General features: G+C 32.5%; 19 protein-coding genes. 4 read left to right on the top strand and 15 right to left on the bottom strand.

Features of this window, described 5'->3' with window-relative positions; translation table 11 throughout:
* Nucleotides 1-68: 68 nt before the first annotated feature.
* The 7 genes from LY08_RS09380 to LY08_RS09410 all read right to left on the bottom strand — a co-directional run bounded on the left by LY08_RS09380 (nucleotide 69) and on the right by LY08_RS09410 (nucleotide 8,082).
* The gene (locus LY08_RS09380; RefSeq protein ID WP_111660191.1) at nucleotides 69-1,496 is read right to left on the bottom strand and encodes a carboxypeptidase-like regulatory domain-containing protein; all 1,428 of its coding nucleotides are present in this window, start codon (nucleotides 1,494-1,496) and stop codon (nucleotides 69-71) included.
* Nucleotides 1,497-1,508: 12 nt separating this feature from the next.
* Complete coding sequence (locus tag LY08_RS09385; protein ID WP_111660192.1) at nucleotides 1,509-2,678, bottom strand: acyl-CoA dehydrogenase family protein; 1,170 nt, start codon at nucleotides 2,676-2,678, stop codon at nucleotides 1,509-1,511.
* Between the two features lie 20 nt (nucleotides 2,679-2,698).
* Nucleotides 2,699-3,589: a ComEA family DNA-binding protein gene (locus LY08_RS09390; RefSeq protein WP_111660193.1), complete on the bottom strand. Its 891-nt coding sequence runs from the start codon at nucleotides 3,587-3,589 to the stop codon at nucleotides 2,699-2,701.
* A 19-nt stretch (nucleotides 3,590-3,608) separates the two neighbouring features.
* On the bottom strand, nucleotides 3,609-5,225 hold the full coding sequence (locus LY08_RS09395; protein WP_111660194.1) for an alanine/glycine:cation symporter family protein: 1,617 nt from the start codon (nucleotides 5,223-5,225) through the stop codon (nucleotides 3,609-3,611).
* A gap of 103 nt (nucleotides 5,226-5,328) precedes the next feature.
* Nucleotides 5,329-6,354, bottom strand: coding sequence for a potassium channel family protein (locus tag LY08_RS09400; protein ID WP_111660195.1), 1,026 nt, complete (start codon nucleotides 6,352-6,354; stop codon nucleotides 5,329-5,331).
* A 4-nt stretch (nucleotides 6,355-6,358) separates the two neighbouring features.
* Entirely contained in the window at nucleotides 6,359-6,586 is a 228-nt protein-coding gene (locus LY08_RS09405; protein ID WP_111660196.1) for a PspC domain-containing protein, read from the bottom strand.
* A gap of 221 nt (nucleotides 6,587-6,807) precedes the next feature.
* Nucleotides 6,808-8,082 carry a DUF2851 family protein gene (locus LY08_RS09410; RefSeq protein WP_111660197.1) on the bottom strand — a complete coding sequence of 425 codons (1,275 nt, stop codon included), beginning with the start codon at nucleotides 8,080-8,082 and terminating at the stop codon, nucleotides 6,808-6,810.
* Between the two features lie 159 nt (nucleotides 8,083-8,241).
* Between LY08_RS09410 and LY08_RS09415 the strand changes: the two genes are divergently transcribed.
* Both LY08_RS09415 and LY08_RS09420 read left to right on the top strand, forming a co-directional pair.
* Nucleotides 8,242-8,991 carry a hypothetical protein gene (locus tag LY08_RS09415; RefSeq protein WP_111660198.1) on the top strand — a complete coding sequence of 250 codons (750 nt, stop codon included), beginning with the start codon at nucleotides 8,242-8,244 and terminating at the stop codon, nucleotides 8,989-8,991.
* Between the two features lie 188 nt (nucleotides 8,992-9,179).
* Entirely contained in the window at nucleotides 9,180-10,088 is a 909-nt protein-coding gene (locus LY08_RS09420) for a hypothetical protein (RefSeq protein WP_111660199.1), read from the top strand.
* A 322-nt stretch (nucleotides 10,089-10,410) separates the two neighbouring features.
* On the opposite strand, the gene LY08_RS09425 is transcribed toward LY08_RS09420, so the two are convergent.
* Entirely contained in the window at nucleotides 10,411-11,391 is a 981-nt protein-coding gene (locus LY08_RS09425) for a PLP-dependent cysteine synthase family protein (RefSeq protein ID WP_111660200.1), read from the bottom strand.
* A 320-nt stretch (nucleotides 11,392-11,711) separates the two neighbouring features.
* On the bottom strand, nucleotides 11,712-12,947 hold the full coding sequence (locus LY08_RS09430; RefSeq protein ID WP_111660201.1) for an ABC transporter permease: 1,236 nt from the start codon (nucleotides 12,945-12,947) through the stop codon (nucleotides 11,712-11,714).
* 8 nt (nucleotides 12,948-12,955) lie between these two features.
* Here LY08_RS09430 and LY08_RS09435 point away from each other — a divergent pair, with 8 nt between their 5' ends.
* On the top strand, nucleotides 12,956-14,218 hold the full coding sequence (locus tag LY08_RS09435) for an exo-beta-N-acetylmuramidase NamZ family protein (RefSeq protein WP_111660202.1): 1,263 nt from the start codon (nucleotides 12,956-12,958) through the stop codon (nucleotides 14,216-14,218).
* A 1-nt stretch (nucleotide 14,219) separates the two neighbouring features.
* Here the strand turns inward: LY08_RS09435 and LY08_RS09440 are convergent, their stop codons facing one another.
* The 4 genes from LY08_RS09440 to LY08_RS09455 all read right to left on the bottom strand — a co-directional run bounded on the left by LY08_RS09440 (nucleotide 14,220) and on the right by LY08_RS09455 (nucleotide 17,692).
* On the bottom strand, nucleotides 14,220-15,161 hold the full coding sequence (locus LY08_RS09440) for a hypothetical protein (RefSeq protein ID WP_146603210.1): 942 nt from the start codon (nucleotides 15,159-15,161) through the stop codon (nucleotides 14,220-14,222).
* A gap of 263 nt (nucleotides 15,162-15,424) precedes the next feature.
* On the bottom strand, nucleotides 15,425-16,252 hold the full coding sequence (locus LY08_RS09445) for a sterol desaturase family protein (RefSeq protein WP_111660204.1): 828 nt from the start codon (nucleotides 16,250-16,252) through the stop codon (nucleotides 15,425-15,427).
* 16 nt (nucleotides 16,253-16,268) lie between these two features.
* Entirely contained in the window at nucleotides 16,269-17,159 is an 891-nt protein-coding gene (locus LY08_RS09450) for a hypothetical protein (RefSeq protein ID WP_111660205.1), read from the bottom strand.
* A 41-nt stretch (nucleotides 17,160-17,200) separates the two neighbouring features.
* Nucleotides 17,201-17,692 (bottom strand): YkgJ family cysteine cluster protein, encoded by a 492-nt coding sequence (locus tag LY08_RS09455; protein WP_111660206.1) that lies wholly within the window; start codon nucleotides 17,690-17,692, stop codon nucleotides 17,201-17,203.
* A 60-nt stretch (nucleotides 17,693-17,752) separates the two neighbouring features.
* Between LY08_RS09455 and LY08_RS09460 the strand changes: the two genes are divergently transcribed.
* A complete protein-coding gene (locus LY08_RS09460; protein ID WP_111660207.1) occupies nucleotides 17,753-18,451 on the top strand; it encodes a class I SAM-dependent methyltransferase in 699 nt (232 codons plus the stop codon).
* Here LY08_RS09460 and LY08_RS09465 read toward each other — a convergent pair.
* Together LY08_RS09465 and LY08_RS09470 are read right to left on the bottom strand one after the other, a co-directional pair.
* The gene (locus LY08_RS09465; protein ID WP_111660208.1) at nucleotides 18,448-18,975 is read right to left on the bottom strand and encodes a DUF2059 domain-containing protein; all 528 of its coding nucleotides are present in this window, start codon (nucleotides 18,973-18,975) and stop codon (nucleotides 18,448-18,450) included. The two genes, LY08_RS09460 and LY08_RS09465, sit on opposite strands and share 4 nt — an antisense overlap.
* 33 nt (nucleotides 18,976-19,008) lie before the next feature.
* Complete coding sequence (locus tag LY08_RS09470) at nucleotides 19,009-20,631, bottom strand: amidohydrolase (RefSeq protein ID WP_111660209.1); 1,623 nt, start codon at nucleotides 20,629-20,631, stop codon at nucleotides 19,009-19,011.
* Nucleotides 20,632-20,681 lie beyond the last annotated feature (50 nt).

Here is a 20,681-nt window from a genome sequence, read left to right on the forward strand (position 1 = left end):
CTCTTTTAAAATTTTGAGGTGCAAATATAAAAAGTAATTTAAATTGAACAATTAAAAAAAATAAATTTTTATTGTTTGAATAGAGTCGAACGCTTAGTTAAGTCTTTAATTAGTTTTTCGTCTTCTTCACTTTCTAAAAGTGTGTTGTAGTTTTCCCAAAACTCTTTATCATAAGGTTTTTTTGAAAAAATATCTGCATCCCAATCTTGTTCTAAGGATTGAGCAACAATTTCTTCATCCTGAATGATTTCTGTAAATAATATTTCTTGAACTGTGTAATAGTAGCGTTCTTCTTTATTAAAAAGCGCTTCTTCTTCTTTATCTATTTTTCCTTTAGGTTTGTATCCTACGTTTACTAATTTGGGAGTTTCGTAGTAAATATAATTTGGATACATCTTGTCTTGATACTCCATGTAAGAGATAACTAGCTTGTGGTTTATTTGCGTATCAAACAATGTTTTACTTCTGCTTTTTTGAGCATTAGATCCTGCTTTTAGTTGGTATTCTATCTTTTTAATTGCAAAATTGTCCCAATAGATATAGATCCATCCATCTGCAATATATCCTTCATTATATATGCCTTCTGTATTTAGACCCACAAAATCTTCGCTTTTATTGATTTTTATTTTGTAGATTTTTCTTTCGTTATCAACTAGAATAGTGTCTAATTTAAATTGATGTGTTTTTAACACATTGTCACCAAATAATGCTTTTGGACTTTTTGAGTTTCTTACTAAATTAAGCTTTCCTTTAAATAAGTTTTCTAATCCATTAACACGAGTGTCATTCCACTTTATAGCTTTAACCAAAGAGGACTTTTTAATAGTATCTCTTTTTAAGTTTTTAGGTTTTAGGTCTACGTTAGCATTATATTTTAAGTAAGTAGAATATGAAAATAGGCTATCCACATCACGTAAGTCGTAACTTTTTCTAACCTGATCGACGTTAATTCTCATATTATCCTTTCCGCCAGTTACATAGCTTGAATCGTCATACAAGGTAATAGCACTTTCTATTAACCATTTAAATTGTTTTTTGTTACGCTCTTTATGTCTTAAAAATCCTTTTTGCAGGTAAGGTTGTTCTGGAAGATTATTTTGTAGTTTTTCTAATGCACGTAACACAATATCATTACCTGTTGTTGGCCTGTTTTCTGCAACAATTAAAACTTCATCTAAAGCTGCTACATCTTCTTCTAAAAGAATATCAAACTGATTATCAAATTGATCGATAGTAGTTTTATAACTTTTATAACCTATAGAAGAAATGACAATGGTATCCTTAACATATTCTTGTGGCACTAACAACACGAACTTACCATCAGCATTTGTTATGGTACCTATGGTTGTATTTTGAATATATACACTAGCATTTTCAATAGGTAGCATTGTCATAAAATCGGCTACCTTATTTTTAAGTTCGGTTTGCGCAAGTGTAGATGTTGCAATTAGCAAAAAAAAGGCTATTGCAAATTGTTTGATTTGGGTGAATTTCATTTAATTAAAATTTTACTTGGTAGCTGGTTTGTAATCTTTACCATCAATAACCATTTTAGCTATTATTTCTCTGAGTATTTCAGAGGTACCACCACCTATTGGTCCTAGTCTACTATCTCGCAATAGTCGTGCCAATGGATATTCTTCCATGTAACCATAACCTCCTAAAAACTGTAGGCAATCGTAAATTACCTCATCTGCCATTTTTGTAGATTTTAATTTAGACATGGTTGCTTCTTTTACTACATACTCTCCTTTATCTAATCTGTAAGTAATTGCATAATTAAAGGATTTACAAATTTCCATATCTGCATAATGGTCTGCTATTTTATGTCTTAACGCTTGAAAACGGTCTATGGTTTTTCCAAATGCTGTACGCTGCGACATATAGTCTAGTGTATATTCTAAAGCAAATTGTGCTCTAGCATGAGCATTGACACCCATAATTAATCGTTCTGATGCAAAGTGTTGCATGATGTAGCCAAACCCTTTATTTTCTTCTCCCATTAAATTGGAAGCTGGAATGGTTACATTATCAAAAGCAATCTCACCAGTATCTGATGCTCTCCAACCTAATTTATCTAATTTAGTTGCAGAAACTCCTGGAGTATCTCTATCTATTAAAAAGATACTTATTCCTTTATTTCCAAGTTCTGGTTTTGTCTTTGCTGCTACCACTAAGTAGTCACTATACACGCCATTTGTAATAAATGTTTTAGATCCATTTATTACATAATTATCTCCTTTTTTAACTGCAGTGGTACGCATACCTGCTACATCACTACCACCAAATGGTTCTGTAATACACAAGCAGCCTATCATATCTCCAGCTATACTAGCTGTAAGATATTTTTCTTTTATAGCCTCACTACCTTCAGCGTTTAAATGTGTCATAGCTAAATAAGCATGAGCCCACATAGCTGCTGCAAAACCACCTGAATTGATACGCTGTAATTCTTCTAATAAAATGACCATGTAGAATAGGTCAAGGTTTAATCCGCCATATTGTTCTGGATAGTTGATTCCAAAAAAGCCCATATCTCCAAACTTCTTCCAAATAAAACGCTCTATAGTCCCTGTTTTTTCCCATTTTTCAATGTGAGGAACAACTTCTTTTTGTAAAAAATCGCGTAAACTTTCTCTAAATAATTGATGCTCTTCTTTGAAGTACATACTTTCCATAACTATGTTTTTTGATGATTTTAATCGAGTTGTAAAGATAACTTAATTATCTCTAATTTTTTTACAGGAAAATCTTTAACTTTTGTTAATTCGTCTAAAGATTTAAACCCATCGCGAAGTGTTCTAGCTTCAATAATATTATGAGCCACCTCGTAGTCTATAAATTTGACGGTTACCAATTGCTCTTTTGTAGCAGAATTTAGTGGAATTTTAGTAATACTTCTCGGCGTTTTAATACTAAAATTATCTTTTATATTTTGAATAACTTCTGGAGTTAAACCATACACTTCTTGCAATTCTATAAAACTATGAAAGCCATTAATTTTATGTCTGTATTTAACAATACGTTCTGCATATGTTGGTCCTATACCATATACTTTTTGCAGTTGTGTAGCTGTAGCTGAATTTAAATCCAGTTTTTGCGCTTCGGTTTTTGGTGTATTTGAAAAGGACTTATTAAAAATTTGTTGTTTGGGTTTTGGGTTAGTTACCCAATCTGGAAACTTAAAATAAGGCGACAGTTTTGCTAAAAGCGAATCTGAAACTTTAGTGACTTGCTGAAACTGATTAACCGAGTTAATCCATTGATCTTGTTTTCTGAAGTTTAATAATCTGTCAATTTCTTCATTTGACATGCCCAAGGTGTAGCCTTTATAGTCTGTGATAAAGTTTGGGTTAAAAGGATAAATTTTTGGTTTTCGGTTTTCAATCTCTATTGCTTTAAGCGAATCTATTTGATTGATAAACGCTGAAACCTCATGACTATTTGAAGAAAAATTTTGATTGGTTTGCATCAATTTTGGTAATACCAAATGATAAAAACCTTGCGCTAAAAGTATGATTAATAGTAATAAAAAAATCCCACTTCGTTGTTGTTTAGAAAACGTGAAGTGGGATTTGAAATTTTTCATTTTAATAAAAAAGATTCTGTTACATTTTGTCTACTAAATCTGTAGCGCCATCTTCTATAGCGTCTTCTTTTTTATTAATCGCATTCATGTATTTAATTAGTTCTTTTTTAATCACTGGAGATAGCATAACTACACCAATAATGTTTGGTACAACCATTGCAAAAATCATAGCATCAGAGAAGTCTATTACAGCTCCTAAACTAATAGATGCTCCAACGACTACAAAAAATAAAAACAATACTTTATATACTAAATCTGTGACTTTACCCTTACCGAATAAAAACACCCATCCTTGCATCCCATAATACGACCAAGAAATCATAGTACTAAATGCAAATAAAATTACAGCAATAGTTAGTACAATAGAAAAGTGAGGGATTACCGTATCAAATGCTGTTGCAGTAATTTCTACACCTTCTTTAATTTCTACTCCGTACTCCATAAAACCACCATCAAAATTAGTAATAACTATAACTAAAGCGGTCATAGTACAAATAACTACAGTATCTACAAATGGTTCTAATAAAGCAACAATACCTTCACTTGCTGGATATTTAGTACGTACTGCAGAGTGTGCAATAGCAGCAGATCCTACACCTGCTTCGTTAGAAAAAGCACCACGACGCACCCCTTGGATCATAACTCCAATAACTCCTCCTAAACCTGCTAAAGGTGTAAATGCACCATTAAAAATAGCAGCAAAAGCATCGTCTATTAAAGTAAAGTTTGCGAATAATATTATTAATGCTGCAAGTACATAAATTCCTGCCATAAATGGCACTACTTTTTCTGTTACAGAAGCAATACGTTTTATACCACCAATAATTACTACAGCTACTAAAACTGCCATAACAATACCAAAATACATTCCTGCATTATCTCCTGTTAAATCAAATAATTTTGTGAATTGAGCTGCAGCTTGGTTAGCCTGAAACATGTTTCCTCCACCAAAAGATCCTCCAACTACAAATATTGCAAAAAGAACTGCTAAGATTTTTCCAATACCACCTACTCCTTTTTCTTTTAGTCCTTTAGTTAAGTAATACATTGGACCACCATAAACGGTTCCATCTTCTCCTACATCTCTGTATTTTACACCCAAGGTACATTCTGCAAATTTAGATGCCATCCCTAAAAGACCTGCAATAATCATCCAAAACGTTGCTCCTGGACCACCTATTGAAAGTGCTACAGCAACTCCTGCAATGTTTCCTAATCCAACCGTTGCAGATAGTGCAGCTGTTAAGGCTTGAAAGTGTGATACTTCTCCATCTGCACCTTCATCTTTAATAGTTTCAAAAATATTTCCACCTGGTGTTTGATCTCCATACAAAGTATCAACGCCATGCTTTTCGATATCTTCATATTTACCTTGAACAACTTTAATTGCAGTTCTAAATCCAGTAAAATTGATAAACTTAAAATAGATTGTAAAAAATAAAGCACCTCCAATTAAAACTAATAATACCCAAGGAATTTTTATAGTATCAGTAAATGGTATTTCAGAAAATATACCCTCGACAAACCAGCCTGTATACTTTTTAAATACAGCGTCAATACTATCTGCAGTACTATCTTGTGCAAAAGTCAATAATGGTAATATTAATGTTAAAATTGAAAGAAGATATTTCTTCATAATTAAGTTATTTGTTAGTTAAATATTTAGTTAGGATAGCAAGATGCAAAAAAATGCTGAATTTTTAAAAGAAAAGCTGTTAAATGCTAATTACACCTTTGTGTTAGTCGATACTAAACACTGTGTTTAATTTTTTAATTTGTTCTGGTCTACCAAGGACTATAACTTTAGAGTTTGGTACTAATTTTAGTTCGGCTTCTGGATTAACCACATACTCGCCATCTCTGGTTTTAAAACCAATAACGTTACAACCTGTTTTGTTACGTAAATCTAAGTCTCTTATGGTTTTTACAGAGGTACTTGGGTCGTATAATTTTTCTACTTGGACTTCTTCAATATTAATATTATTAACACCAACTATAGCTAAATTATCTATAAACTCGATTAAATCTGGAACAACCACTAAAGAGGCCATATGGTCTCCTCCAATACGGTCTGGCAATATGACATTGTTTGCTCCTGCCAGTTTTAATTTTTCATAAGATGTTTCTTGAGAGGCACGACTTATAATTCTTAAATCGCTTTTCATTTGTCTTGCAGACAAGACCACAAATAAATTATCGGCATCATTAGGTAATGCAGATATTAAGGTACTAGCACGATCTATTCCAGCTTGTAATAAGGTGTCATCTTCATTAGCATTACCATGTACAAAAGGCGTGTCTTCATCTTGAAACTTTTCGATAATAGCCTTATTTTTTTCTATAATAACAAAAGGTTGTTTGTGAGCTGACAGCTTAGTAGCAGCTTGTTTTCCGTTTCGACCGTAACCACAAATAATAATATGATTAGTCATTCCATCAATTTTTTTCTGCATTTTCTTTTGTTTTAAATCTTCAAAATTACTTTTACTCAAAATAAATTCGGTTATAATCGCTAACGCATAACCTACAATAATAACACTAGTTAAAATTAAAAATATGGTGAAGATTTTAGACGCATCATCTAAAGGTTGTACTTCTCCAAAACCAACCGTAGTAATGGTTATTACTGTCATATAAAACGCATCCACCCACGTATAATTAGACATAAATCTAAAGCCTAACACACCAATAATTAAAACAACTACTAGCAGTGTTATTGCGGTATAAATTTTAGATCTGTAAACGGTTATTAAAGGGTTGGTCATAAATTTACAAGTCAAATACAGACGATCGTTTAGTGTATACTATATCTTTAATTCTTATCCAAAATGCTAAAAATAAATAGAGTGCAAATCCAAATCCAAGGGTTGCAAAAGTTAGGTACATAAAACTGGTACGTACCACTTTAGCCCTAATACCCATACGATCTGCAATACGCTGACACACGTGGTAGCCTCGTTTTTGAAAATAGTGTAATGGTTTGTATAAAAATTGCATACTGCAAGGTAATAAAAGGATTTTGACTTTAAAACACTTAAAACTAATATTCTATTTACTTTTAAATATAACTCTTTTGTTTAAAAAGAAAGAAGCTTAGATTTTAATTAGATAATTAAGGTTTAACTTTATAATGTTCTCGATACAATTTTTAGTCCCTAAAAATCAATCGAACTGACGTTAGCCATAACATTAAATTCTGGATAATGCATTGACATTTTTTAATTGGTAGTTAATATGGTGTTACCTACTGCACACTTTAAACACTGATTGTTATCACAATAGTTGTTTTTAAGCTGAATAATTGCCTGACTTTGTAATGCTGACTTTGCATCCACTTTTAAGGTTTTAAACTTATCAACTATGCTGTTTTTTTCAGGTTTTAATTGCTCCATTAGACCAATAATTTCTTCGTCTATAGATTTTCCTTGTTTCTTTGCATAACAGAATTTTAGCGGAATAATAGTATTAATTAACAACAAATCTATAAAGGCTTTAGTTATGGTCTTTTTACTGGTTTTTGATGCTTTATCAAAGGTGTAATGCGAATCCCAGAAGGAAGACGTAGAAATAGAAAACAACTTGTACAGATCCTCTATATGTTCTAGCGCTATCACTTTTGAAAACAAGTTGTGATACACATGATACAAATTAGCTAATTGCGATAGTCTAATGGTCGGGAAATTAGGTGGACGTAATCTAAAAAACTGAAACGGAAGCACACCAGTATCCTCTAATCCAAACTTCTGCTTTAAAAACAAATACTCTTTTTGTAGCGCTATGTAGTAAGCGTCTTGCACCTCTGCTACTAACAAATTGGCTTGACCAAAAAATAGAGCTTCTAAACTCTGCAAGTTGGATTGTTGCTTTCTAACAATAGAAAAATCGAAACTATTGGCTAAACTTAAAAATGCCTCACTATTGACTTTTAAACCAAAGTTTTTAGCAAGTAGCTTAAATAATACTGCTTCCCAATTGTTATTGGACTGTTGTAAAATAGCTTCAATATCTTTTGCTTTACGCTCTAGTCGCTCAAAATAGAGACGTTCTAACCAGTTATTTATGACGAATGGACTAACCTCTGCAATCGTGTTTTCGCAATTTATCCACGATTGTTTGTTATTAAATAGTTTGTGGTAGTTATTTAAAGCTGTAGCAGACACATACGGTTTAAGCTCTAAAGTTGGGATTTGGGTATTGTCTTTTCTAAAGATATTGGTATCGTGTTCCCAAACCACATGCAAAATTACATTATCATAATTAGCATCTACCTCATGATTATGCACAAACCAGTCGCTGGATTTAATGTGGATTTCTACATTTCCTGCCCATAATTGATTGTCAATAGTAAGTTGTGCATTAAAAAAATCTGGACCAGCATGTTGGTTGTGTGTCCCAACGTGGTTAATAGTGACTAACTCTCCTGTTGTGGTTTGGAGGTTAGTGCTGTCCAATTTTTTAAGTTTCCAGAGGTAGTGTAGAAAATCTTCTTGCATGCATTAAAAATACACTTTTGATTTAAATTGAACACAAACTATAGTCTATTAAACACATGAAATGTTAAAAAAAACGTTAACAACTATTTGTAAGCCATTCCTGACTAATTGTGCTAATTACTACATTTAGCCACTATAACTAACTAATTATCAAAACAAATGGCAAAAATTACAAAAATAAACGATGATGGTACCACAACACCTTCTAACGACCAGCCGACTTTTACACCAAATCCAGAGAGTGCTTCTAAAGCAAAAATGTTTCGTGTAATATCCATTATATTGTGGGCAATTGCAATTGGTATTGAAATTTACGCAATACTATTATTACGCAAACCACCTATTAACATGACATGGATGATTGTGTTTATAGTGGCTATGTTAATTCTGGTGGTAGTTGCTAACATCCTATGGAAAAAAGCCAATAGACTAGATCCAGCGTCCGAGAAAAACAAAACCAAATTTTTTATACAAAATCAATTAGGACTAATTATTAGTGTTATTGCGTTTTTACCGTTAGTGGTCTTAATTTTAACCAATAAAGATTTAGACAAAAAACAAAAAGGAATCCTTGGTGCTATTGCAGGAGCTGCCTTGTTAATTGCTGGATTTACTGGTACCGAATTTAATCCAGTCTCGCAAGAGCAATATGCAGAGCAAACCCAACAAGTGCAAGATTTAACAGGCGGAAACAATGTGTATTGGACTAAGTCTGGTAAAAGCTACCATTTGTATAGCGACTGTGGTTATATTAACTCTAAACGTACCAACGAGATTTTTGAAGGAACCGTAGCCAACGCCAGAGAGCTAAAAAACATTACAGACATTTGCGACCGTTGCCAAAATAAAGCTAAAAAAGCAAAAGCTTTAGAATTGGATACTTCTACAGAAGATGAAGCTGCAGAATAGTTGATTAATAGCGTTTTTTAAATTAAAAGAACTCACCACATTGGTGAGTTTTTTGTTGTATAAATATACGTAGTTCTACGTATTGATTTTCTGACAGATTAGGCTTAGATTTGTTGAACATTTGTATGTGATGTAACTACACATTTTTAGGTTCTATATCTTAGATTTAATTAAGTAAAATTCATAGTATGAAACAAAATCCATTTTCTCTTTATGACTTTTTGGGATATTTAATTCCTGGTTCTACTTTCATATATGCATATTTAATTATAGAAATATGGAGTAATAATAAAAGTGATTTTAACTCAGAAAAAGTATTAAATTCACTCTCACAATCCGACTTTCAAGATATCTTTGTTTTTATAATTGCAGCTTATTCTTTAGGTCATCTAATCAGTTTTGTTTCATCAATTACAATAGAAAAATATGGAAATTGGAGATATGGCTATCCCTCCAAAACAGTAATAGGTTATGTGAAAAAATCCTATTGGGTTATGAAAGAAGAACCATCTACTAGTGAAACTGACAACTATCTTTATGAGATTGACTCAAATAAAAATACTAGGCAAAATAAAAATTTTGGAAGATTCATTTTAACTTTATTTATTTTACCTCTTTTTATTATGGAATATTTTGTTGGTATAAAGCTAAATTTTAAAAATTTCTATTCTAAGGGACTTGACCCTTACCTAATGGAAAGTATTAAGGAAAAAACAATCTTTCTACTTAAAACGATTAAAAACGATCCAAATATCTCTATATCAGAGTCAAAATTGAAAACTATTGATTTTAATAGAATTGTTCATCACTATGCTTTTGAAAACAGTAAAGAACACCAATTCCGAATGGTAAATTATGTTGCACTATATGGCTTTTTAAGAAACCTAGTACTTACATTTATTTTTGCGTTTTGGTTTTACTTTATACTAAGCCTTAAAACTATTGATTTTAATATGAGTATCAATTGGAAAATGATTGTTTGGAATATACTAATTATGTTGATGTCATTTATATCATTTATGGCTTATATGAAATTTTATAGACGTTACACATTGGAAGGTCTAATGTTGATTGTAGTTGATAAAAAAATTAAATAATTTTACACAATAATGAATAACAGAATGTAATATATATTCAACAAGTACACACCATACTTTAAAGTATTAAAAACTTATTTTACTTAATATTTACTCTTATAAATTTGAAAATTTATGAGTTCACATTACCCAGAAGACAATACCCACAAAAAAACTCACCATTTCCATGGTGAGTTTTTAGTTTTATGTTACTTAAATTTTAATAAAGCTTAAAGAGATTGCTTCGTGCCTCGCAATGACTGGTTGGTGACTTTTTAGATATGTTTATTCTAAAAGACTACTTTAGTTTTTTGCAATTTAGAGATTCCTGGCTACGCAGGAATTAATCAATGTATCCTTTTTCGCGCATCCAGTCGTCATTAAACATTTTACCAACGTATCTGCTTCCATGGTCATGGAATAATACTACAACTACATCGTCTTTTGTAAAGTGTTCTTTAAGTTGTAACACACCTTTTATGGCTGCTCCTGCACTATTACCTAAAAACATACCTTCTTCTTTAGACAACCGTTGTGTGTACACACAAGCGTCTTTATCGGTTACTTTAGTAAAACCATCTATTATACTAAAATCTACGTTTTTTGGTAGGATGTCTTCGCCAATCCCTTCGGTAACGTAAGGGTAGATTTCGTTTTCGTCAAAAATGCCTGTTTCGTGGTATTTTTTAAAGACACTTCCGTAAGTATCTACTCCCCAAACTTTAATGTTAGGGTTTTGCTCTTTTAAATATTTCCCTACTCCAGAAATGGTTCCTCCTGTACCTACACCTACTACAAAGTGAGTAACTTTACCCTCTGTTTGTTCCCAGATTTCTGGTCCTGTACTTTGGTAATGTGCTTTGGTATTACTTGGGTTGTCATATTGGTTTACGTACCAACTGTTTGGGATTTCTGTACTTAAACGTTTAGACACCGAGTAGTACGATCTTGGATCGTCAGGTTCTACAGCTGTTGGGCAAACCACTACTTCTGCTCCTACTGCTTTAAGGATATCGACTTTTTCTTTACTCTGTTTGTCTGCCATTACAAAAATACATTTGTAGCCTTTTATTATGGCTGCTAATGCTAATCCCATTCCGGTGTTACCCGACGTCCCTTCTATAATGGTTCCTCCTGGCTTTAAACGTCCATCTGCTTCTGCATCTTCTATCATTTGTAAAGCCATACGGTCTTTTACCGAGTTTCCTGGGTTAAAGGTTTCGTATTTTGAAAGAACTAGACAGGGTAATTCTACGGTTAATTTGTTTAGTTTTACTAAGGGTGTGTTACCGATAGTTTCTAATATGTTGTTTGCGTATTTCATAATAATTTTTGCTTTTGCAAAAATAAGTTAAAAGTTAAAGGTTGAAAATTAAAAGTTGTTTTATTTTGTTGAAAGTAGCATTCGCTTTCGGGATTACATGTCTAAAGCTGCGATTTGCAGTTTCTTTGCTTCTTTCATTATTTCTGATTTTTGACGTTTTCCAACTATGTCGGAATTTCAAGTGGGAAGAAAATTTTGAGGTTTGTTTTACTTTTTAATGGTTTGATGAGGCTGCGTTAAGGATTGAAAGGTTTGTTTGAGCTCCTCGCAGAGAGCGAGCCTTGAAAGCCTGACCCTTTATGGGTAACGCCCAAAAAAAATTAATCAAATCTTATAGCTTTGATTGGTGATATTTTTGAAATGATGTACGATGGTACTAATAGCATGAGTAGGCATAAAATAAATGTGCCAATATTAAGTGCGATAATGTACCCTATATTAATATACACTGGTACTGCAGACACGTGATACGTTTTTGGATCTAATGGGATTAATCCGAAGTATTTTTGGAGTAATAGGATACTGATACCTATGAGGTTTCCCCAGAATAGTCCTTTTAAAATTAAATAGGCTGCGTTGTACAAAAATATTTTTCGGATACTTAAATTGGCGCTTCCTAATGCTTTTAAAATACCTATCATTTGGGTACGCTCTAAAATGAGTACCAATAATGCGGTAATCATATTAATGCCTGCTACCAGAATCATAATCCCAATAATGGCGTAAATGTTATTATCAAATATTTTAATCCACTCGAAAATAAATGGGTATTCTTTATCTACTGTTTTGGCATTTAGGTTAGAGGGTACTTCTTGATATATGGCTTTTCCTATGGTTTCTAGATTGTTATAATTGTCTATAAACACCTCGAATCGTCCTACTTGATTATCCTCCCAATTATTTAAACGTTTGATGTGTTTTATATCTCCAATAACGTATAGTTGGTCAAACTCCTGCAAACCTGAGTCGTAAATACCAACGATATTAAATGTAACAACTCTTGGTGGCTTAGTGGTGTCTTCTCTTAAAAAATAGGTATTGATTCTATCGTTAAGCTTAAGCTGTAATCTGTTGGCTAAATATTGTGAGAGTAAAACGTCTTGATTTAGTTTTTGTGTGTAGTCTGGCAATCGTCCTTCGACTAGAAAATTATTAAAATATTGCCAGTCGTAGTCTGCTCCAACACCTTTTACCACCACGTATTCAAAGTCGTTTTCAAGTCTTATAATTCCGGATTTAGTTGCAGTCCCTTGTATGTGTGTGACTTCTGGAACGCTTGTAAACTCTGGGTAAAAACTTTGATCTGTAGATATAGGTCTAACACTTTCTTGCGAGTTGTTATTGTCGTAATTTTGGATAATGGTGTGACCATTAAATGCAATTACTTTTTCTCTAATTTTTTGCTGCAAGCCAATTCCGGTTGCAATAGCAATCATCATTACAATTATACCTAATGCAATTGCTACGATACCAATTTTTATTATTGGTGCCGATATGCTACTTTTATACGCTTTACTGTCAATTATGCGTTTAGCTATAAAAAACTCGAAATTCAATTTAGACTATGAGATTTAATGTTTTCAAAAATACAGTTTTATTATTTGTTTTGGTATTAATTTCTTGTGCTTCTAAAACGAAAAATAATATCAGTGATTCAAGCGAGTTACTGATACAAACTAAGCAAGACAGTATTAATAATAAGCTTGACCCTATTGTTGTTGGTGCTAACCAAACGGAAGCCTATTTACCTTTATTGAAAGGGAAACGTGTTGGGATTGTGGCTAACCAAACGAGTGTTATCTTCTTAGAAAAAAGTAAAGAGGCAAAAGGCAAAAGTTTTACTCACATAGTAGATTCGTTAGTGTCTTTAGAAGTTGATGTTAAAACCGTTTTTGCTCCAGAGCATGGGTTTAGAGGGACTGCAGATGCAGGCGAAATAGTTAAAGATGGTCTTGATGTTAAAACAGGAATACCCATTATTTCTTTATACGGAAACAATAAAAAGCCTACTGCAGATCAGCTTAAAGATGTTGATGTTGTAATTTTTGACATCCAAGATGTTGGCGCACGTTTTTATACGTATATCTCTTCTTTACACTATGTTATGGAAGCTTGTGCTGAACAAAATAAAACGCTAATTGTACTGGATAGACCAAACCCTAATGGACATTATGTGGATGGTCCAATACTAGAACCAGAACATTCTAGTTTTGTTGGGATGCATCCAATACCTGTAGTACACGGACTAACTATTGGTGAATACGCACAAATGATAAATGGCGAGAATTGGTTAAAAAATAAGGTGCAATGTAACTTAACGGTTATTACAATTAAAAACTACAACCGTAATATGAGGTATGATTTACCCATTAAACCGTCTCCAAACTTACCCAATGCACAATCCATAAATCTGTACCCAAGTTTATGTTTTTTTGAAGGAACAACTATTAGTGTTGGACGTGGTACAGACTTGCAATTTCAGGTATATGGATCGCCTTATTTACCAAAAACCGATTTTGCATTTACACCACAACCTAATGAAGGTGCCAAATTTCCTAAGCATGAAAATAAAATTTGCAATGGGTATAATTTAAGCGACGTTTCGCCTTTAAAAACCCTGGATTTAAGTTACCTATTGAATGCTTATAACACGACTGAAAATAAGGCAGATTTTTTCTTAAATAATGGCTTTTTTACAAAATTAGCAGGAACAAAAAAACTACAAGAACAGATTGAAGCAGGTTGGAGTGCAGACAAAATAAAAGCCACTTGGACAAGTGGCTTAACTAATTTTATGGTTAAAAGACAACCGTATTTATTGTATTAAATTATTGTCTATTTTTTCTCTCTTCTTCAAGAGCTTCGTCGTACTTTTTACCGTTAGGTCTTAAGTTTTCTTTTCTGTATTCTTCTCTGGATTGCTTTTCTAGAGCTCCATTGTCTACATCTGTAATATTATATTTTACTACTTTTTTATCAAGCTCTACTTGTTCTTTTTTTCTTTGATTTTCTGCAATCGCCTCTGCTTTTGCTCTTTTACGTTCGGCTTCTGCAAGTGCTCTTGCTTTTTCTTCTTTTTGTTTAGCTTCTGCTAATGCACGTTCTTTAATTGCTTTTCTATTAGCTTCAATTTGTGCACGCTCTCTTTCTGCTTTTTCTTGCTCTAGTTTTTCTCTATTTGCTTCCGCTAAGGCTTGTTCTTTTTTGGCTGTTTCTTCAGCTTGTCTTCTAATTCGTTCTCTTTTTTCGCGTTCTTCTGCTTCAATTTTAGAACGATCAGGTCTAGAATTAACGTTAGCTAAACGTGTATCTCTTTGATTTTTTTCTCTAGGTTTGATATTTCTTTTACGTTGCTCTTCTTCAGGTAGACTAGATCTTAAAATATCTTCCTCTAGATCTACAATGGCGTTTTGTGGTTTAGAAATAACTTCTATTCTGTCCATAGAAATTGGATATACAGCATCTTCTCTGTAAGCCACAACGGTATAACGACCAACCTCAAAGTGGTGTAATGGTATTTTAGCCTCTTTACTACCTAAATCCATTAAAACCGACTCTTTTTGAGTGTGGTATAAAAAACTAAATCTAAAAATTTCTTTACTACTTTTTAGGATTATGGTATCTCCTGTTCTATTTAACACATGAACAAGACCAGCTTTAGTAGCATTAACATTTTCTACTATAGTCGTTCTGCTTCTGTTTTGAGAAAAAGAAAGTGTACTTAACAAGAGCGTTAAGAAAAGTAGGTATGTTATTTTTTGCCTAGTCATAATTATAAATTATATCATTACGCTAAAAATCAGTTCAAGGGGAAACCAAAATTAAAATGAAATGGTGAGATTCCATATTAATCATTACTTAAAATAACTAATATTAGTCAAACGACACAAAAAAGTCGACGAATAGTTAATTTATCTGATTATCAATGAATTAAAGCATAATCTTTGATTCATGTAATAGATATTCAAAAAACATACCAATGCTATATTATATTCTTGTTTTTTTTCAAAAAATATTGAAAACTTAGCAATTACTACTCAGTTGTAGGTTTTCGGTATTTATGAAACGGTTGCTTTAAGAGGTGCTCTAGGCTACTGTTTTCGGTTTCATTAGGAAAGGTATCTACACCGTAAATAATTTTTTCTCGGTCTAAGGTCATAAACGTTCCAAATAGTCGGTCCCAAATAGAGAAAATATTTCCGTAATTACTATCTGTAAAAGGGAGTTGGTAATGGTGGTGAACTTTGTGCATATCTGGCGATACAATAACATAACTTAATGCTTTATCTATCGCTTTAGGCAACCTGATATTAGCATGAGAAAACTGTGTAGCTACTAAGGATAACGATTGGTATAAAAATACGATTGCAATTGGAGTCCCGACTATAAATACTCCTAATAACGTAAACGCAAACCGAATCATACTCTCTAAAGGATGATGTCTATTTGCAGTGGTTGTATCTACTTTATGATCACTGTGATGCACTAAATGTATCATCCAAAGCGGTTTTACTTTATGCTCTACATAATGTGCTAAATAGGCTCCAAAAAAGTCTAACAATAACACGCCTAAAATTACTTTAAGCCATAAGGACATGTCTGGAAGCCAGTTGATAATTCCAAAATTATTAGCTTCAACCCAATCTGAAGTAAATAATAACAAACCTGCTAAAGCAAAATTTATTATAACTGTTGTTGCTGTAAAAAACAAGTTAGGCCAAGCATGGGTCCATTTTTTGTATTTAAAATTTACTAGAGGCAAAATACCTTCTAGCAACCAGAATAAGGTAATACCACCTATAAGTATGATTGCTCTGTGTGGTGATGGAATGGTTTCAAAATAATTTATTAGGGTTTCCATTTATAATTTTTATAAGTTAATTGACAATAAACTTTACTTTTTTAAGGTCTATTTGCTGTACTTGATCTCTCCATAATAAAGCTTCATCAATCTTTTTTAAATACGTAAATGTTGTATAGTTTAAGAAAGCAAATAGAGAAGCGTTTATATCATGTATTTTTTGGTCTTTGTATTTTTTAAGAAGTCTTCTAGCTTTTTTAGGTTTTCCTAGTAGCAGCTCTTTTTTGATAACTAACAAATCCAATTTTTGCACTAAAGCGTTTTTATTATCTAAGTCTGTATTGGCTAGAAATACTCTAGCTTCCTCTAAATATATGTCTGACAAATTAATAATATCTTTTTTAATATTTTGTTTGGCATATATAGCTGCTTCTTGATATTTAACACCTAATCTAAATGCAGTAGAGAAATTTTTATCTTCAAAATATATACCCAACTCTGGATTTAAAGTAGAGGTATTTAACGCATAGTTTTTAATGATAAAGGATAAATTTTGATCCATAAAATAATCCTGAGGTGAGGCATTTAAAATAAAGCCATTAGGATCCATAACTTTTAGGTTATCGTCATTAAATCGTTCTTCATAATTTAAACTTCGCTTTCCAACAACCTCTTTAGCCAGTTTATCATAACTAGACTCTGGGATAATAACTGGCACAAAATAATCCCAAACTAATTCTTTAATACTATCATTTGTAAATAGTTCTACTACCTTAAACTTTCCATTACTATCTTTTATAGCCACAGGATAAGAATAGTATGCAGCATCTTCCCAAACCGCTAAAATCATTTTATTTTTAGATAAAGCTAATCGTTTAGCCAATTCAAAAGAGGTTAACCATTCTTGAGAAATTGAGGCATTAATTGTGACAACAATTAAGAGAAATACTAGCACTATTTTTTTCATACGGTTAAGATAAAAAGATAAATTTTTAATTCAAATACATTTTATTTTATTAACGCTTTCATCTTCTCCACAATATTAAAAGCTGCAGGACATATGGCTACATTTTTTAACGTTAGATTAGAAATTTGCTGAAACTTTTTTCTGTTAGTATGCGGGAATTCGGCACACGCTTTTGGACGCACATCATATATAGAACAGTAATTATCCGCACCTAAAAAGGTACATGGTACAGATTGTAAGACGTAATCATTGTCTTCGTCCAAACGCAAGTAACTGTCAATAAATTGCTGTGGCTTTTGTTTAAAATGTTTTGCAATGCGTTGTATATCTTTATCTGTAAACAAAGGACCAGTAGTTTTACAACAATTAGCACAGGTTAAACAGTCGGTTTTTTTAAACTCCTCTTCATGCAATTCTTGCATGATATAATCCAATTGTTTTGGTGGCTTCTTTTTTAGCTTAGTAAAAAAGGTTTTATTGTCCTTATGCTTATCTTTGGCAAGCTTTGGGAGATTATTTAAAAATGCTTCCATAGAGCAAAAGTACTATTTTTAAGACACTTTGACTCCGCTTAGATTGACAATTATATTAATATGAAAGACCTTTTTGGAACCGCTTTATTAGATTATCAAAACGGTAATTATACAGAAGATTTAACAACCTCAACCAATATTTCTGAAGATGATGTTTTACCACTTCCCTATCTATTTAGAAGTTTTAAAAACATGCCTAAATTAGAGCAAAAAGCACTGCAATTATCCAAAGGAAAGGTATTAGATGTTGGTTGTGGAGCAGGCAACCATAGCTTGTATTTACAAGACAAAGGATTAACAGTTAAAGCTATTGACATCTCTAAAGGTGCAATTGAAGTGTGCCAATTAAGAGGTGTAAAACATGCTGAAAAAAAAGATGTACTAAATGAATCCGAAACTTTTGATACCATTTTACTGTTGATGAATGGTACTGGAATTTTTCAGAAACTACATCGTGTAACTACCTATTTAAAGCATTTAAAATCTTTACTAAATGAAGGTGGGCAAATCCTTATAGATTCTAGTGACATACAATATATGTATGTTGATGAAGATGGTGGATTTTGGCAAGACATGAATGCTAATTATTATGGCGAATTAGATTACTTTTTAAGCTATAAAGGTGAAGAGGAAGAACCTATCACATGGCTTTATCTTGATTTTAACACCTTACTAACTGCTTGTTCTGCTGTTGGGTTAAAATGCGAAATGCTCGCGGAAGGCGAGCATTATGACTATTTAGCTAAACTTTATGTTTAGATAGTATATCCTTTTTCTGATAATTTAGCTATCATACTTTTATATAAATCGCCACTCCACATGATAGAAATATCACTCATTGAAGCATTCATAGAATCTTGTGAGCTAACAATTTTTTGTCCTGTTTCGCTTTGGTAAAATTCTTTTAAAATAATCTTATCACCTTCAGATAAAGCTTCGGGTTTAAACATATTTTGACCTGCTTTAGTAGCATATAAGGCGTTCATATTTTTTACATCTTGATGGGTAAAATGCGCTCTGTAAGCACTTACTATCATTTGTGCTAGCTCATCCATAGATTCTGGTTTAACTTTTTTAAGTTCTGTCCAGACGTCTGCAGGAACTTCTTGAGAAGCAAATTGCTGTTCTAACATGCTAAACATTTGGTCAATTACATCTTCGTAATAGGCTAATGTCCCGTTACTTTTAATACACTTTTTTACATCTTCGCTATACGCATCGACTTGTGCAAAGCTTAATGTTCCGATTGCTAAAAAGCATATTAATGTGAATATTTTTTTCATTTTAGTCAGTTTAATTCGTTTAAAAAAGTACAACTATTGTGCCACACCATTAATAAACGTTTGGTTTACTTTTATATTTGGAATCTCTTTAAGGTCAACCGTCATAATATCTTTATCTAAGATAATAAAATCGGCAAACTTACCCACTTCAATACTTCCTTTTTCTTGTTCTTCAAAATTAGCATAAGCAGCCCAAATGGTCATTCCTTTAAGGGTTTCTTCTCTTGTTAACCCTTCTTCTTTATTAAATCCACCCTCTGGATATTGCTTGGTATCTTGTCTAGACACTGCTGCGTAAAAGGTTAAAAACGGACTAACATGCTCTACCGGAAAATCTGTCCCTAACGCTACTTTTCCGCTTTTTTCTAATAAAGTTTTATAGGCATAAGCCCCTTTTATTCTGTCTTTTCCTAAACGGTCTTCTGCCCAATACATGTCGCTAGTTGCGTGTGTAGGTTGGATGGAAGGGATAATGTTTTCATTTTTAAAATAATCGAAATCATTATCTGTAATAACTTGTGCGTGTTCTACTCTCCATCTGCTGTTAGATTTACCTTTTAAGGTTTTCTCGTACGTTTGAAGCACAAATCTGTTTGCAGAATCACCAATTGCATGCGTATTCATTTGGTAACCTGCTTGTGATATTCGTTCTGCTAAATCTATATATTCTTTAGTACCAATTACCAATGCACCAAAATGATTATGCTGGTCTGAATACTCTTGTTTTAAGGCTGCACCTCTTGAGCCTAAAGCTCCATCTGCATATACTTTTACAGATTGCACATTTAGTCTGTCTGTTTTTATTTTTCCTTTTGATAAATAGTAGTCTAGGTTTTCTGTTCTATTGCTAATCATAGCATACACACGCATATCTAATTTACCAGCTTGTTGCAAGCTGTCAATTAACTGAATCACTTGTCTGTCCAATCCAGCATCAGACACCGTTGTCAAGCCTAAATCTGTACAAATAGTATGTGCTTCTAACAAGGCATCAATCTGTTGTTGTTTGGTTGGCTCTGGAAAAACAGCTTCGACCAACTCCATAGGATTATCAATTAATATTCCTGTAAGCTCACCATTTTCTTTAAGGATTTCGCCACCTTCTACAACTGTGTTTTTATCAATCTTAGCTAGATCTAAAGCTGCTTGGTTGCATAACATAGCGTGACCATCTATTCTGGTTAATGCTACAGGTGTATCTGGATACAACTTATCTAACAATGCTTTATTGGGATAGGTTTTGTCTTCCCAATCGTTTTGATCCCACCCTCTACCAATTATAAAATTTGTGGGCTTTTCATTTTGAAAATCGATTACAGATTTCATAACCTCATCAAAACTAGTGGTTCCAACTAAATTAACACGCAATTGGTTTAATCCTAAGCCATAAAAATGACAATGCGCATCTATAAAACCAGGTAAAATAGTCTGTCCTTTAGCATCTATAGTATTGGCTGCTTGATATTTTTTTTGAATATAAGAAGTTGTACCAACCTCAACAAACTTTCCGTCTTTTATTGCGAAAGCTTCAACTGTTTCAAACTGAGAATTTACAGTATAAATCGTTGCATTAGTTACAATGGTATCGACTTCTGTTTTATTAGAAGTACAAGCGCTAAGAATTAAAAATAAAATGAGGAATTGGTTGATTTTCATAAAATTAAAATTTTGCGTAAATATAAGAATAAAAAAAGCCTCAAATTGAG

It is taken from the genome of Olleya aquimaris (assembly GCF_003259525.1).
Lineage (GTDB): Bacteria > Bacteroidota > Bacteroidia > Flavobacteriales > Flavobacteriaceae > Olleya > Olleya aquimaris.